Here is a 13,771-nt window from a genome sequence, read left to right on the forward strand (position 1 = left end):
TCTGCAATCGTTGCGGCATGCACACCATGGACACTCGGCCGATCTCTTCTCCTTCCTGGTGGCGCGTCGGCGCGCTCGCCTATACGGCCGCGGGCGTGGTGTGCGTCGTTGCAAGCGCGGCCTTTCCCGACAGCGAGACGGCCATGCTGGCGGCGATCGCGGGAGCCTTGCCATGGTCGCTGGCCTTGCTGACGCTCGACCTCGCGCCGGGCGTGGCGCGGACCGCGCTCCTCCTGCTTGCCGGAAGCTGGGCGGTCAATGCCGGGCTGCTCTGGTGGCTGGCATTGCGGCGCCCTGCGCATCGGCGGCCGGCACAGGGCGACTGACGAAGCATCGCCGCGGGCCTTTCGGTGCGATCATTTCGGTATTCCGTCATCGCGCCCCTGCGCGCCCCGCACTCCGACTCCGAGGTTCTTCATGCTTTCCGAAACGCAAGTCAACAAACCACTGATCGGCATTGCCGGCGGCCGGCAGTCGCTCGATACGCCCGCGCTCCTGCTCGACCTTGGCGCCCTGACGCGCAACATCGAGCGCATGGCCGCCTTTGCCAAGGCGCGCGGCGTCGGCCTGCGGCCGCACGTCAAGACACACAAGTCGGTGGAGATCGCGCGCCGCCAGGTGGCCGCGGGCGCCATCGGCGTGAGCTGCGTCACGCTGGGCGAGGCGGAGGTCATGGTCAAGGCCGGCATTCCCGGCGTGCTGATCACCTCGCCGGCGGTCACTCCGAGCAAGATCGCGCGCGTGGTCAAGCTTGCCAGGCTTGCCGGTCCCGGCGGAATGATGGTGGTGGTGGACGATCCGCGCAATGCCGCCGACCTTGCCGCCGCCACGCTCGGCCTGCCGCATCCGCTGGAGGTGCTGGTCGACTACGGCGCCGGCTACAACCGCACCGGCGCGGCCAGCGCGGCGCAGGTGCTCGAACTCGCGCGGCGCATCGCGGCCGAACCGCGGCTGAAGCTGCGCGGCCTGCAGGCCTACGCTGGCAATCTGCAGCACATCGCCGATCGGGAACAGCGCAGTGCGGCCGCGGCCGGCCTGCGCGAAACCATCGCGCGCATCGTCGCTGAGGCCAGGCGCGAGGGCATCCATTTCGAGATCGTCACGGGCGCGGGCACCGGCACCCACGACCTCGACGCGCAGCGCGACGCGTTCACCGAACTGCAGGCGGGCTCTTATGTCTTCATGGATGCGGAATATGCGCAGGTGCTGGACAGGCCGGGACAGCCTTCACCGTTCGAGCTGTCCCTGTTCGTGCAGACGGCCGTGGTGAGCACAAACGCGGCCGATTGGGTGACAGTCGATGGCGGCACCAAGTGCTTCGCAACCGACAGCGGCGTTCCGCTGGTGGCGCGCGGCGCCGATGCGGCGAGCCGCTACGCCTTCTTCGGCGACGAGCACGGCAAGCTGCTGTTTGCCGGGCAGCGGCCCGCGCTCGGAGACCGGGTGGAATTCATCACGCCGCATTGCGACCCGACCGTCAACCTGCACGATGCCTACCATGTGGTCGACGGCGACACCCTGGTGGCCATCTGGCCGGTGGACGCGCGCGGCAGGCACTAGACGGACGTGCGATGAAGCGGTGCGCGCCCTTCAGACGCGCGGCAGTGCGGCGAGGAAGGTCGATACGACGATGGCCGCCGCGCGGTCCAGTTGCAGGACATCGGCCACTTCGAAAGCGTGCGGCGCAGAGCCTCCGCTCGTTGCGAGCGGCTGGCGGATCTCGACAAGCACTTCCGCCGCCAGTTCGCGGTCACTGCGCGGGCGGCCGTCGGGATGCATCACCCACGCGTCGATCTGTTCGAACGGAATGCTGCGAAAAACCCCAACGACGGGTATGTACTTGTAGCGATCCTGGCCCACCAGGATGGGCAGGCTGAGGTTGCAGGAAAACGTGGTCGGCATGCGGGACCGCGATCGCAGTCAAAAGGATTAATTGTTAGGGAATGTGACAGAAATGACCACCCTCCCTTACCCTTATTTCGAGGCAAGACATGACCTTTCTCACACAAAGCCGGACTTTGTTTGAAAGGTAACCCGTCGAAATAAGGATACTTAATTCTTACATATCGAGCGGACCGAGAGCAGGAAAGCGCGCTTTTTAGGCGAAGAAAGCGGACAAATGCCGCAACTTCGACGTGCGGCGGGGCTCCCGTTCAGCCTGGAGCACTGAAACGCGGCGTGCGGCGCTCGATGTTGGCCTGCACGGCTTCGAGCTGGTTTCTGCCTCCGATCAACGCCTGCTGCTCCACCGATTCGGCGATCAGCAGATCGGCCGCACCCAGCGAGAGCGCCGCATTGAGCAGGCGCTTGCCCGCCCGGATGGCGTCCGGGCTCTTGGCCGCGATCTCATGCGCCATCTGAAGCGCCTCCGCCAGCGGATCGGCCGCCAGCCGCGTGGCAAAACCGAGCTGCAGCGCTTCCTCGCCGGAGAAGATGCGGCCCGTGAAGGTGAGCTCGCGCACCACGTCGCTGCGGGCGAGTTCGCGCATCAGCACCATGCCGCCCATGTCGGGCACCAGCCCCCACTTGATTTCCATCACCGAAAGCCGGGTGTCGGGCGCCACGATACGGATGTCGGCCCCCAGCGCCACTTGAAAGCCGCCGCCGAAAGCCACGCCGTGCACGGCGGCAATGACGGGCACCGGCACCTCGCGCCAGGCCATCGCAACGTACTGGGCCGCATTCGAAATGCCATGCGTCCGTGCGGACAGATCGGTGCCGCCCGCCGCTGTGCCCAGCACCGCGCTGGCGGCGCCCTGCCCCATGCGCTCGAACGAGGCCATGTCGAGTCCCGCGCAAAACGCCTTGCCCCGGCCGGTGATGACCACGGCGCGCACCGCGGCATCGCTGCGCAGGCGCTCGCCCGCTTCGATCAGCGCGTCGAACATCGCGGGATCGAGCGCGTTCATCTTGTCCGCGCGCGCAAGCTGCAGTTCCACCACGCCGTCGGGATGGCGGGTCCATTCGATTCGCTCGGCCATGGCCATGTCTCCTTCGGTTTTGCGGCAGTATCGCCCGGCATGGGCGCTCGGCGATGATGGCGCCTGTCGCCTACCCAACACCTCTGGACTCATGCCTGTGGACCGCCGCATCTTTCTGCAATCGGGCGCCGCCGCGGTGGTGGCGCTGCTTCACACCGATGCATCCCCTGCCCCGGCCCAGGACGCTCGGCCGCTGCTCGGCTTCACCGCGGTGCCGGCGTCGCTGCGCGATGCCGTGGTGGTGCCGCCGGAATACGAATGGCAGCTGCTCTATCCCTGGGGCACGCCCACCGGCATCGCCGGGCATCCCATGCCGGCGTTCGCGCCCGACGGCAGCAACAGCGCGGCCGAGCAGGCGCTGCAGGCCGGCATGCACCACGACGGCATGCACTTCTTTGCGCTCGCGTCGCCGGACCGCGGCCTGCTCGTGATGAACCACGAGTACACCGACGAGCAGTTGCTCCATGCCGACGGCAACAAGGCGTGGACCGCCGACAAAGTGCGCAAGTCGCTGCATGCGATGGGTGTCTCGGTCATCGAGATCCGCCGCACGCGCGATGGCTGGCGCCAGGTGCGGCCTTCGCCCCATGCGCGGCGCGTGCACGGGCAGACACCCATGCGCATCGCCGGCCCCGCCGCGGGCGCTGCACCGATGCGCACCGCCGCCAATCCGGACGGCGACGAGGTGCTGGGCACCTTCGCCAACTGCGCGATGGGCGTCACGCCCTGGGGCACCTACCTCACCTGCGAAGAAAACTTCCACGGCTACTTCGGCGGCCCGAAGGAATCGGCGAAGGACGCCACGCCGGCGCAGCGCCGCTACGGCACCGTGCCGGGCTCGCAATGGGTGGAATACTGGCGCTTCGAGGAACGCTTCGACATGAGCCGGCATCCGAACGAAGCGCACCGCTTCGGCTGGGTGGTGGAGATCGATCCCTTCGATCCCGCGGCCAAGCCCGTCAAGCGCACGGCGCTCGGGCGCAAGCGCCAGGAAAGCGCGACCTGCACGCTTGCCGGAGATGGGCGTGTCGTCGTCTACATGGGCGACGACGCACGGTTCGAATACATCTACAAGTTCGTGAGCCACGGCAAGGTCTCGATGGCCGGCGACGGCTCCCGGGCCGCAGCCAACAGCCGCCTGCTCGACGAAGGCACGCTCTACGCCGCACGCTTCGATGCCGACGGCCGCGGCCAATGGCTCGAACTCGCGCACGGCCGCAATGGCCTCGATGCGGGCAGCGGCTTCGCCGATCAGCCCGAGGTGCTGATCCACGCCAGGCTGGCCGCCGACGTGGTGGGCGCCACGAAGATGGACCGCCCCGAATGGATCGCGGTGCATCCGCAGACGGGCGAGGTGTACGTCACGCTCACCAACAACAGCCAGCGCGGTGACCCGGGCAAGCCCGCACCCGATGCCGCCAATCCGCGCGCCGGCAATCTCTTCGGCGGCATCCTGCGCTGGCGCGAGGACGGCGGCGATGCGGGCAGCGCGAGCTTCGGCTGGGATCACTTCGCGCTGGCCGGCGACCCCTCACAGACGGGCAGCGGCGCCCGCTATCCCTCGGGCGACGCCGACGTCTTCGGCAGCCCCGACGGCCTGCACTTCGACAGCGGCGGCCTGCTCTGGATCCAGACCGACATGAGCGGCCAGCTCATCGGCATGCCACCCTACGCTTCGCTCGGCAACAACCAGATGCTGTGCGCCGATCCGGCAACGGGCCGCATCAAGCGTTTCCTGACCGCGCCCAATGGCAGCGAGGTCACGGGCTGCGTGGTGACGCCGGACCGGCGCACGCTGTTCGTCAACATCCAGCACCCGGGCGAATCGCGCGACGACGGCGGCGCGACACCCAACAGCGCATGGCCCGACGGCACGGCGCCCGGCAGCGCGCGGCCGCGCTCGGCAACGCTTTCGATCCGGCGGCGCAACGGCGGTATCGTCGGCACCTGAATCACAAGATGTAGTGAGACTTGGCATGAGCATCCGCATCGTTCGTCTCGGCACGCCGCGCACGGCCGGCGAGGGCCTGCGCGTCGGCACCGTGCGCCGTCCGCCGCGCGGGGTTCCGAAGACCGAGTTCGCATCGCAGGACTGGTATGACGTGTGGTACCCGAATCTCGCGCCTTCCGCGGAGACCATGAAGCTGGGCCAGGAGGCGGAAACCCCCGCGCAATGGAATGCCTTCATGCGCAAGTACAAGGCCGAGATGGCCGACGCCGACGCGAGCCGCAGCATCGACCTGCTGGCAGCCCTGTCGCACTCCGCGGCGTTTTCGGTCGGCTGCTACTGCGAAGACGAGTCGCGCTGCCACCGCTCGCTGCTGCGCGGCCTCTTGGCCGAGCGCGGGGCGGACATCGCGAACTGATTCAGGCAGGCGGCGCCTGTCAGCGCTGCGCCTTGTCCTTCTGGTTCTGCGCCTCGATGCGTTCGCGCGCGGCCTGCCAGTCGTCGTCGCTCCACTGCCGCAGCTCGTAGAAGTTGCCGCCCGTGGCCAGCGCGTTGCCGCCGTCCATCATGATGCTCTGGCCGGTGAGCCAGTCGCACTGGCCCGGCGCCATGAGGAAGGCCGCCAGGTTCTGCAGCTCGCTCATGCGGCCGGTGCGCGCCATCGGGTTGGTCTTCTTGCTGCGCGCGCCGGGCTCCTCGCCGGGATTGAGGCGCTTGCTCATGCCTTCGGTCGGGATCTCCCCCGGGCCGACGGCGTTCAGGCGGATGCCATGGCGCGCCCACTCCACCGCGAGCGACTTGGTCATGACCTCGATGCCGGCCTTGCTCATGGCCGATGGCACGACGTAGGGGCTGCCGTTGTCGACCCAGGTCACGATGATGCTCATCACGCTGCGCATCGCATCGCCCTGCTTCCACTTGCCGGCTTTCGCTTCCGCCACCCAGCGCTTGCCCACGGCCTGCGTGACGTAGAAGCTGCCATGGAAGACGATGTTCGCAATGGCGTCGAAGGCGCGCGGCGAGAGGCTCTCGGTCGGCGCGACGAAGTTGCCCGCGGCATTGTTGACGAGCCCCGTGAGCCCGCCGCTCTGGAACAGGCTCTCGACCATCTCGTCGACGTTCTGCGCATTGCGGATGTCGACGCCGAAGGTGTCGATGCGGCGCCCGGGAAACTGCTGGCGCCACTCGGCCGCGGTTTCCTCGCAGACCGACTGGCGCCGGCCGCAGATGGCCACGTCGGCGCCCAGGCCCAGAAAGCGCTCGGCCATCGCGCGGCCCAGGCCGGTGCCGCCACCGGTCACGAGAATGCGCTGGCCGCTCATGAGGGAAGGTTCGAACATGGTGGGTCTCCTTGGTCGTTGCGGCAGCGCCAAGGCAGGGAGCGCCGCCAAGGCACATGCTACGCGCGCTGCCGGTGACGCGGCTTGCGAAATCCGGCTCCCGCACCAAGTGAGAATGGCAGCCGACCTGTTCCCTGGAAATCCGCCCATGCCAACTTCCACAGCCTCCTCCTTCCAGCCGCTTGCGGGCGTGCGCGTGCTGAGCCTTGCGCTCAACCTTCCAGGCCCCGCGGCGCTGCTGCGCTGCCGGGCCATGGGCGCTGCCTGCGTGAAGCTCGAGCCGCCCGCCGGCGACCCGATGGCGCACTACAACAAGACCGCGTACGCCGCGCTGCACGAGGGCGTCGCCGTTCGTGTCGCCGATCTCAAGTCCGAGGCCGGGCAGGCGCAGTTGCACGCCGAACTCGCGCAGACCGACGTGCTGCTGACCTCGTTCCGTCCCTCGGCCCTGGCCAAGCTCGGCCTCGACTGGGCCGTGCTGCAGGAGCGGCATCCGCGGCTGTCGCAGGTGGCGATCGTCGGTGCGCCCGGCGTGCGCGCCGAGGAGCCGGGGCACGACCTGACCTACCTCGCCGAAAGCGGCCTCGTCACCGGCACCGAGCTGCCGCCCACGCTCTTCGCCGACATGGGTGGCGCACTGCTCGCGAGCGAAGCCGTGCTGCAGGCCACCCTGCATGCACGGTCCGCGGGCGGCGCGAACGGGCTGTACCTCGAGGTAGCGCTCAATGCCTCGGCCGACTGGCTGGCGCTGCCGCGCACCTGGGGCCTCACGCAGCCCACGGGCGCAGTCGGCGGCGCCCATGCGGGCTACCGCGTCTACCGCTGCGCCGACGGCCGCGTGGCGGTTGCGGCGCTGGAGCCGCATTTCGCGGCCCGCCTCTGCGAGGCCGCGGGCGTGTCGCCGCCGGACATGATGGCCGCGGCCACGCACGAAGCCCTGGCCGGCTGGCTGGCCACGCGCACGCGCGCCGAGCTCGAAGCCCTGGGCCGCGAGCGCGACGTGCCGCTGCTCACGCTGGCCAGCTGACGGCGGCCGGCCAGCGCGGCCTGCGTCCTCAGGACGCCGGCAGGCGCAGCTCGCCGAGCTTGCGGTCGAGCTTGATGAGCCAGATGCGCGTCGGCCGCTCCAGGTCGGAGCCGCGCGTGATGCGCGCGCCGGTGGCGCTCGCGGGGCAGCCGCTGAGCACGCCGTTGACGTCGGCCGTGCAGTCCTCGACGCTGCCGGCCAGGGTCTTGCCGTCGGCATCGAGCAGCACCGTGGTCAGGCCGAAGTCGTTGTCGTTCACCAGCGCCAGGGTCTGGTCATCCACCACCGTCAGGCCTTCGGCCTTCTCGGCCAGCCAGCCCAATGCGTTGAGGTCGAGCAGCTCGGTTTTGCGCATCGTCACCACGCTCGAGTAGTCGGCGGCACCCGATGGCGCCTGCGTGATGCTGCTGATCTCCAGGTTGTGGTCGAAGGCCTTGATGTCGGTCGCGTTGGCCGGCAGCTCCACCAGCATCAGCTTGTTGACCACCTTGGCGTCGCTCTTGCGTGCGCCCTGCTCGATCACGATGAAGCGGCCGTTGCCCAGGCTCACCACGTCGCCGAGCTTGGCGTTGCCGGTGCGGTCCTTGTCGTACTGGCTGCCGTCGATCGGGTAGGCGTAGAGCTTCGAGGTCTCGGTGGCCGGATCAAAGGCCAGCCAGCGCGTGAACTTCGCGATGTGGCGCACGTCGGTGTTGCTGCCGCCCGGCGGCCTGGCCTTGATCGACTTGCCGCTGGCGTCGCGCGGATCGATCGGGCTCTGCAGGAAGCCGTGCAGCACGCCGCTGGCGGCATCGAGCGTCAGTCCTTCCATGCCGCGGTTCGGGCGGCGCTGGGCCAGCACCAGCGGCAGATCGGCAGCACCGCTGCCCGGTGCGTATTTCTTCTCGACCACACCGGTCGCCATGTTGATGCGGGCGATGAAAGGGCCGTACTCGTCGCTGGTCCACAGCACGTTGCGCGCCTTGTCCAGCACCAGCGTCTCGGGGTCGAGGCCGTTGGCGTCGAAGTTGGCCTTGGCGGCATCGAACACGTAGCGGTCGGTCAGCGGCGTTTCGCCGGTCGAGCCCACGCCGGACTGCGGCGGCAGGCCGGTGATCTTCTTGCCGGCATCGAGCCTGAGCGGCAGGCTCGATGCGAGCACGGCCCCCGTCTTGCCGATGCGCACGATGCCGAAGCTCGGCGCGAACGACGGCGCCGGAAACACCTTGCTGATGCTGGCGGCGCCATTGCCGCCGGGCACGGGCGCGGTCGGGCCGTCGCCGTTCGGGCCGCGGTCCGTGATGGCATAGAACTCGAGCGCGCCGTCGTCCGCCTTGCCCTTGAACGCGAGCCCCGAGCCGTAGGCTGGCAGGAAGCCCTGGGGGAAGTCGGCCTTGATGCTGGCGTTGTCGCCTTCATAGGGCACGTTGAAAGCGGTGTCGGCCTGCAGCTGGTAGCGGGTGACACCGAGCCCGATGGTGCCGAGCGCGGTGGTCTGCGTGAAGGCTTCGGTCACCGGTGCGCCGAGGCGCGAGGCCAGCGTGTTTTCGAAGTGTTCGCGCGCCAGCACGCGGCGGCTTGAATCGACCATGCGGGCATTGTAGGGAGCGGGCAGCCCTGCGAGCACCGCATTGAGCGCGGTGTCGAAGCTCTCGGCCGCGGCGCTGAAATCGAGCGCGCCGGCAGTCAGGGCGGCCTTGAGCGCGGGGGTCAGTCGGATGCCGTTCGACGGATCGCGGTCGTCGTCGAAGCACTGCAGCGCAAGCAGGCGGTTGACGACCGCATCGGCCTTCACGTCAATGCCGCCGGCCAGGTTCAGGGGCGTGATCGCCGTGCCGCAGGCCGCGCTGCCGAGCGCCAGCGCGCCAGCGCTGAAGACGACGGTCTCGCCGTCCTTGCAGGTGAATTCGCCATTCGCATTGGTGCTGGCCGCGGCGCTGCCGCCCGCGGTGTAATCGAGGCCCTCGACGGCCGCGTCGAGGAAGGTGCCGGTCTTCGATTGCGCGGCCGGCGGATTCGTGGTGCCGCCACCGCCCACCACGGGAAATGCCCACCCTCCTCCTCCACCCCCGCTGCCGCCACCGCAGGCGGCAACCAGCGCACCGGCACCCGCGAGCGCCAGCCAACCGATCCTCGATCCTCTTGTTGTCTTCTTCATCATCACTTGTCCTTGTCGTGCGCCTGCGCAACAGGCACAGGCCCGGCGATTAGCGCCGCGGCATGTGACAAGCCAGTGAAACCAGGAAGACGAGGCCCTGTGTGCTCAGCGGCCGGCGCCGTCGCGCTGCCGGTCCTCGCGCTTGATCGCAAGGTAGGTGTCCAGTTCGATCTCGTGCAGCTGCCGCGGATACTGCTCGGCCGCAGCGAACCAGGAGCGCTCCCGCTGCTCGGCCGGCGCGCCGGCTTTCGAAGAGAGATAGGCATCGAGCGTAAGGAAGTAGCGCATCGCATTGCGCTCCACCAGCCCCCGCGTGCCGCGAATGTAGTCGGGCTGCCCGTCGGCCTCCTTGCCCACCACGGTGAAACCCACCTTGTTGCGGCCGAAGGTGGCCAGGTAAGCCTGGGTGGCCATGCGAACCATCATGTTGTGGTCGTAGCTGTAGCCGAAATGCAGGAAGCTCCTGCCCGCGTCGAGCGCGACCGCCTCGAGCGTGACGCGGTAGTTGCTGGTTCCGAGCGGTCCATTGGCCGCGTTCATCTCGACCGACAGGTACTCCGGCGTCGCGCTGCCCAAGCGATAGGCAAAGGGCAGCTGGAACGCCTGCTCGACCGGCTTGTCGTAGCGCCGCACCACGAACAGCGTCAGCATTTCGCCCCCTTGCGGCGCGGTGCCAGTGCGGCAGCGGCGATTGTTGACGTGCAGCGTGAGCAGCTCGCACCAGCGGGACGGTTCCTTGAGCGCGGCGCTGATCTCCGGCAGCGCGTGGTCCACCACCGCGTAGATGTCGCCCTGCAGCCCGTTCGGCGTTTCCATCGAGTCGAGCTGGAGGGGCCGCCCGAAACCGCTCTGCGCGAGCTTTGCGCCCATGCGCTGATGGGTGGCGCGCAGTGCCTGCGCCGCGGCCGAGGCCGATGCGGGCGCCGCGCCGGGCGATGCCGCCAAGGCATGGGCCGCAGCCGCGAGCAGGACGGCGCCTGCCAGTGTGCGCACCCATGAAGCCGGCAAGGAGAACAGACTGCTCATGGGACCACACCATACACAACGGGCGGCCGTCGCCGTGGCAAGGGAGAATCGCGGCCATGTGCCCTCCTCTTTCCCGCACGCCATGAAGCGCCAAGGCCGGCTCGTCCGCTGGGAGGCCGAACGGGGTTTCGGCTTCATTCGAAGCCCCGAAGTTCCGGCCGATGTGTTCGTGCATCTGCGCGACTTTCTCGACCGGCAACTGAAGCCGCAGGTCGGCATGGAACTGAGCTTCGACGAGATCCATGTGGGCGGCAAGGGACCGCGCGCGATGGCGGTTCACGCCGTGGGTGCCGCCCAGCCCCAGATCCGCCAGACCCAGGCGCGGCGGCCTTCCACATCGCCGCAGGCGCGTCGCACCGTAGCCGACCCGAGCCGGCGCCGCGAGACGATGCCCTCCGCTTTCTCGTCGTCGATGCCGCCCATCGGCTTGTTGCTTCTCGGCTATGCGGGGCTGCTCGGGTACGGCGCATGGACCGCACGCCTGCCGCCCATTGCCTTGGGCGTGCTGCTGTTGATCAGCCTGCTGACCTTCGCCGTCTACGGCTTCGACAAGAGCGCCGCGCAGGCCGGCCGCTGGCGCACCGCGGAAAGCACGCTGCACCTGCTGTCGCTGGCCGGCGGATGGCCAGGCGCGTGGTGCGCGCAGCGGCTCTTTCGCCACAAGTCGCGCAAGGCGAGTTTCATGGCGGCCTACTGGGCCACGGTGCTGCTGAATATCACCGCGCTGGCCGCCTGGGTCGGTAAGCTGTTGCCGGCGAGCCTGCTCGCGAGCTGAGCTGAACTCAGCGCGGCTTGCGGACGCTGCCGCGCACCGGGCCGGCCGCCGCCTTGCGCGGCGCCGCCGATGATCCGTTGTCCCGCGGCGGCAGGCCGGTGTGCTGCGTGAGGATGCGGCCCTTCGAGGGCTTCACGGGCGCCAGCCTGACCGGCGCGGCGGTCTTGGCGGCGACCGGTGCGGAGGTCGAGTTCTTGCGCCGCGCGCTCGTGTAGCCGCCATCGGTCAGCGGCTGCCACGTCGGGATCAGGTGGTGCTTGCCGTTGCCGATCAGGTCGGCACGGCCCATGCTCTTCAAGGCCTCGCGCAGCAGAGGCCAGTTGTTGGCGTCGTGGTAGCGCAGGAAGGCCTTGTGCAGGCGGCGGCGCTTGTCGCCGCGCACGATGTCCACCGTCTCGCTTTCGCGCGTGATCTTGCGCAGCGGGTTCTTGTTGGTGTGGTACATCGTCGTGGCCGTAGCCATCGGGCTCGGGTAGAAGGTTTGCACCTGGTCGGCGCGGAAACCATTCTTCTTGAGCCAGATCGCGAGGTTCATCATGTCCTCGTCGCTGGTGCCCGGATGCGCGGCAATGAAGTACGGAATGAGGTACTGCTTCTTGCCCGCCTCGGCCGAGAACTTCTCGAACATCTGCTTGAACTTGTCGTAGCTGCCGATGCCGGGCTTCATCATCTTGGTGAGCGGGCCCTGCTCGGTGTGCTCGGGCGCGATCTTCAGGTAGCCGCCGACGTGGTGCTGCACCAGTTCCTTCACGTACTCGGGCGACTGCACGGCCAGGTCGTAGCGCAGGCCGGAGCCGATCAGGATCTTCTTGATGCCCTTGAGCGCACGCGCCCGGCGGTAGATCTTGATCAGCGGATCGTGGTTGGTGCCCAGGTTCGGACAGATGCCGGGGTACACGCAGCTGGGCTTGCGGCAGGCCGATTCGATCTCGGGGCTCTTGCAGCCGAGCCGGTACATGTTGGCCGTCGGACCGCCAAGGTCGGAGATGGTGCCGGTGAAGCCGCTCACGCTGTCGCGGATGGCCTCGACCTCCTTGATGATCGATTCTTCCGAGCGGCTCTGGATGATGCGGCCCTCGTGCTCGGTGATCGAGCAGAAGGTGCAGCCGCCGAAGCAGCCGCGCATGATGTTCACGCTGAAGCGGATCATTTCCCACGCGGGGATCTTGGTGGCGCCGTCGTGGCTGCCGTTCTCGTCGGCGTAGCGTGGATGCGGGCTGCGCGCATACGGCAGGTCGAACACGTGGTCCATCTCGGCCGTGGTGAGCGGAATGGGCGGCGGGTTGATCCACACGTCGCGCGCGGTGGCGCCTTCGCCGTGCGCCTGCACCAGCGCGCGGGCGTTGCCGGGGTTGGTCTCGAGATGCAGCACGCGGTTGGCATGGGCATAGAGCACCGGGTCGGCGCGCACCTGCTCGTACGACGGCAGGCGGATCACGCTGCGGTCGCGCGGCGGCACCTTGATCCTGGCGCGCGGCTGGAGCGCGGGGTTCGGCACGAAGGTCAGCGGCTTGATGGCCGGGTTCACCGGGTTCGCCGCCGCAGCACCTGCCTCGGCGGCCTGCGCCACGGCCTGGGCCTCGTCTTCCTTCGCGCAGGTGGCGCCATTCGCCTTGGCCTGCTCCGACACCATCAGGTACGGGTTGACGTGGGCCTCGACGCGGCCGGGTTCGTCCACGCTGGTGGAGTTGATCTCGAACCAGTCTTCAGGCGTTTCGCGCCGCACGAATGCGGTGCCGCGCACGTCGGTGATCTGCTGCACCGGCTCTTTCGCCGCGAGCCGGTGCGCGATCTCGACGATGGCGCGCTCGGCGTTGCCGTAGAGCAGCAGGTCGCACTTCGAGTCGACGACGATGGAGCGGCGCACCTTGTCCGACCAGTAGTCGTAGTGCGCAATGCGGCGCAGGCTGCCTTCGATGCCGCCGAGGATGATCGGCACGTCGTTCCAGGCCTCTTTGCAGCGCTGCGAATACACGATGGCCGCGCGGTCGGGCCGTGCGCCGCCGATGTCGCCGGGCGTGTAGGCGTCGTCGCTGCGGATCTTGCGGTCCGCCGTGTAGCGGTTGATCATCGAATCCATGTTGCCGGCGGTCACGCCGAAGAACAGGTTCGGCTTGCCCAGCGCCTTGAAGGGCTCGGCGCTCTGCCAGTCGGGCTGGGCAATGATGCCCACGCGAAAGCCCTGCGCCTCGAGCATGCGGCCGATCACGGCCATGCCGAAGCTCGGGTGGTCGACGTAGGCGTCGCCGGTCACCACGATGATGTCGCAGCTGTCCCAGCCGAGCGCGTCCATTTCCTTGCGCGTGGTCGGCAGGAATTTGGCCGTGCCGAAACGGGCCGCCCAGTACTTGCGGTAGCTGGTCAGCGGCTTGGCGGCACGCGCAAAAAAGGAGACGTCGACGGGGGCGTTCATCAGTGGGGAAGTTGGCAGCGGCGGCTTGGCGGGCACGGCGCCGCAGTGGGCAACCTGCGATTTTAGGGTTTTCCACCACTTCTGTCGCGTTGGCGCCTGTTGACGCGCCTGCGGCAAGGCCTTT

General features: G+C 68.6%; 12 protein-coding genes. 6 read left to right on the forward strand and 6 right to left on the reverse strand.

Going from position 1 to position 13,771, the window contains the following annotated elements; genetic code table 11:
* Positions 1-26 precede the first annotated feature (26 nt).
* A complete protein-coding gene (locus tag QFZ47_RS27645) occupies positions 27-326 on the forward strand; it encodes a hypothetical protein (protein ID WP_307658669.1) in 300 nt (99 codons plus the stop codon).
* A 91-nt stretch (positions 327-417) separates the two neighbouring features.
* Entirely contained in the window at positions 418-1,560 is a 1,143-nt protein-coding gene (locus QFZ47_RS27650) for a DSD1 family PLP-dependent enzyme (protein WP_307658670.1), read from the forward strand.
* A gap of 30 nt (positions 1,561-1,590) precedes the next feature.
* Here the strand turns inward: QFZ47_RS27650 and QFZ47_RS27655 are convergent, their stop codons facing one another.
* On the reverse strand, positions 1,591-1,902 hold the full coding sequence (locus QFZ47_RS27655) for a hypothetical protein (RefSeq protein WP_307658671.1): 312 nt from the start codon (positions 1,900-1,902) through the stop codon (positions 1,591-1,593).
* Positions 1,903-2,153: 251 nt separating this feature from the next.
* Positions 2,154-2,981, reverse strand: a complete 828-nt coding sequence (locus tag QFZ47_RS27660; protein ID WP_307658672.1) for a crotonase/enoyl-CoA hydratase family protein — start codon at positions 2,979-2,981, stop codon at positions 2,154-2,156.
* Between the two features lie 91 nt (positions 2,982-3,072).
* On the opposite strand from QFZ47_RS27660, the gene QFZ47_RS27665 reads away from it, so the two are divergent.
* Both QFZ47_RS27665 and QFZ47_RS27670 read left to right on the forward strand, forming a co-directional pair.
* Complete coding sequence (locus tag QFZ47_RS27665) at positions 3,073-4,932, forward strand: PhoX family protein (protein WP_307658673.1); 1,860 nt, start codon at positions 3,073-3,075, stop codon at positions 4,930-4,932.
* A 25-nt stretch (positions 4,933-4,957) separates the two neighbouring features.
* On the forward strand, positions 4,958-5,347 hold the full coding sequence (locus tag QFZ47_RS27670) for a DUF488 domain-containing protein (protein ID WP_307658674.1): 390 nt from the start codon (positions 4,958-4,960) through the stop codon (positions 5,345-5,347).
* A 19-nt stretch (positions 5,348-5,366) separates the two neighbouring features.
* Here the strand turns inward: QFZ47_RS27670 and QFZ47_RS27675 are convergent, their stop codons facing one another.
* Complete coding sequence (locus QFZ47_RS27675) at positions 5,367-6,269, reverse strand: SDR family oxidoreductase (protein ID WP_307658675.1); 903 nt, start codon at positions 6,267-6,269, stop codon at positions 5,367-5,369.
* A gap of 148 nt (positions 6,270-6,417) precedes the next feature.
* Here QFZ47_RS27675 and QFZ47_RS27680 point away from each other — a divergent pair, with 148 nt between their 5' ends.
* Positions 6,418-7,296, forward strand: a complete 879-nt coding sequence (locus QFZ47_RS27680) for a CoA transferase (protein WP_307658676.1) — start codon at positions 6,418-6,420, stop codon at positions 7,294-7,296.
* A 28-nt stretch (positions 7,297-7,324) separates the two neighbouring features.
* Here the strand turns inward: QFZ47_RS27680 and QFZ47_RS27685 are convergent, their stop codons facing one another.
* Together QFZ47_RS27685 and QFZ47_RS27690 are read right to left on the reverse strand one after the other, a co-directional pair.
* Positions 7,325-9,436, reverse strand: coding sequence for an esterase-like activity of phytase family protein (locus QFZ47_RS27685; protein ID WP_307658677.1), 2,112 nt, complete (start codon positions 9,434-9,436; stop codon positions 7,325-7,327).
* Between the two features lie 102 nt (positions 9,437-9,538).
* Positions 9,539-10,459 carry a hypothetical protein gene (locus QFZ47_RS27690; RefSeq protein ID WP_307658678.1) on the reverse strand — a complete coding sequence of 307 codons (921 nt, stop codon included), beginning with the start codon at positions 10,457-10,459 and terminating at the stop codon, positions 9,539-9,541.
* An 82-nt stretch (positions 10,460-10,541) separates the two neighbouring features.
* Between QFZ47_RS27690 and QFZ47_RS27695 the strand changes: the two genes are divergently transcribed.
* A complete protein-coding gene (locus QFZ47_RS27695; protein ID WP_307658679.1) occupies positions 10,542-11,234 on the forward strand; it encodes a DUF1294 domain-containing protein in 693 nt (230 codons plus the stop codon).
* Between the two features lie 7 nt (positions 11,235-11,241).
* On the opposite strand, the gene QFZ47_RS27700 is transcribed toward QFZ47_RS27695, so the two are convergent.
* Entirely contained in the window at positions 11,242-13,647 is a 2,406-nt protein-coding gene (locus QFZ47_RS27700; protein WP_307658680.1) for a YgiQ family radical SAM protein, read from the reverse strand.
* Positions 13,648-13,771 lie beyond the last annotated feature (124 nt).

This window comes from Variovorax paradoxus (assembly GCF_030815975.1).
In the GTDB taxonomy this organism is placed as follows: Bacteria; Pseudomonadota; Gammaproteobacteria; order Burkholderiales; family Burkholderiaceae_C; genus Variovorax; species Variovorax paradoxus_N.

What these genes read in the sequence shown, in the direction of transcription:
- QFZ47_RS27645 (WP_307658669.1), top strand. Translation starts at nt 27, where the DNA reads ATGGACACTCGGCCGATCTCTTCTCCTTCCTGGTGGCGCGTCGGCGCG.
- QFZ47_RS27650 (WP_307658670.1), top strand. Translation starts at nt 418, where the DNA reads ATGCTTTCCGAAACGCAAGTCAACAAACCACTGATCGGCATTGCCGGC.
- QFZ47_RS27655 (WP_307658671.1), bottom strand. Translation starts at nt 1,902, where the DNA reads ATGCCGACCACGTTTTCCTGCAACCTCAGCCTGCCCATCCTGGTGGGC.
- QFZ47_RS27660 (WP_307658672.1), bottom strand. Translation starts at nt 2,981, where the DNA reads ATGGCCGAGCGAATCGAATGGACCCGCCATCCCGACGGCGTGGTGGAA.
- QFZ47_RS27665 (WP_307658673.1), top strand. Translation starts at nt 3,073, where the DNA reads ATGCCTGTGGACCGCCGCATCTTTCTGCAATCGGGCGCCGCCGCGGTG.
- QFZ47_RS27670 (WP_307658674.1), top strand. Translation starts at nt 4,958, where the DNA reads ATGAGCATCCGCATCGTTCGTCTCGGCACGCCGCGCACGGCCGGCGAG.
- QFZ47_RS27675 (WP_307658675.1), bottom strand. Translation starts at nt 6,269, where the DNA reads ATGTTCGAACCTTCCCTCATGAGCGGCCAGCGCATTCTCGTGACCGGT.
- QFZ47_RS27680 (WP_307658676.1), top strand. Translation starts at nt 6,418, where the DNA reads ATGCCAACTTCCACAGCCTCCTCCTTCCAGCCGCTTGCGGGCGTGCGC.
- QFZ47_RS27685 (WP_307658677.1), bottom strand. Translation starts at nt 9,436, where the DNA reads ATGATGAAGAAGACAACAAGAGGATCGAGGATCGGTTGGCTGGCGCTC.
- QFZ47_RS27690 (WP_307658678.1), bottom strand. Translation starts at nt 10,459, where the DNA reads ATGAGCAGTCTGTTCTCCTTGCCGGCTTCATGGGTGCGCACACTGGCA.
- QFZ47_RS27695 (WP_307658679.1), top strand. Translation starts at nt 10,542, where the DNA reads ATGAAGCGCCAAGGCCGGCTCGTCCGCTGGGAGGCCGAACGGGGTTTC.
- QFZ47_RS27700 (WP_307658680.1), bottom strand. Translation starts at nt 13,647, where the DNA reads ATGAACGCCCCCGTCGACGTCTCCTTTTTTGCGCGTGCCGCCAAGCCG.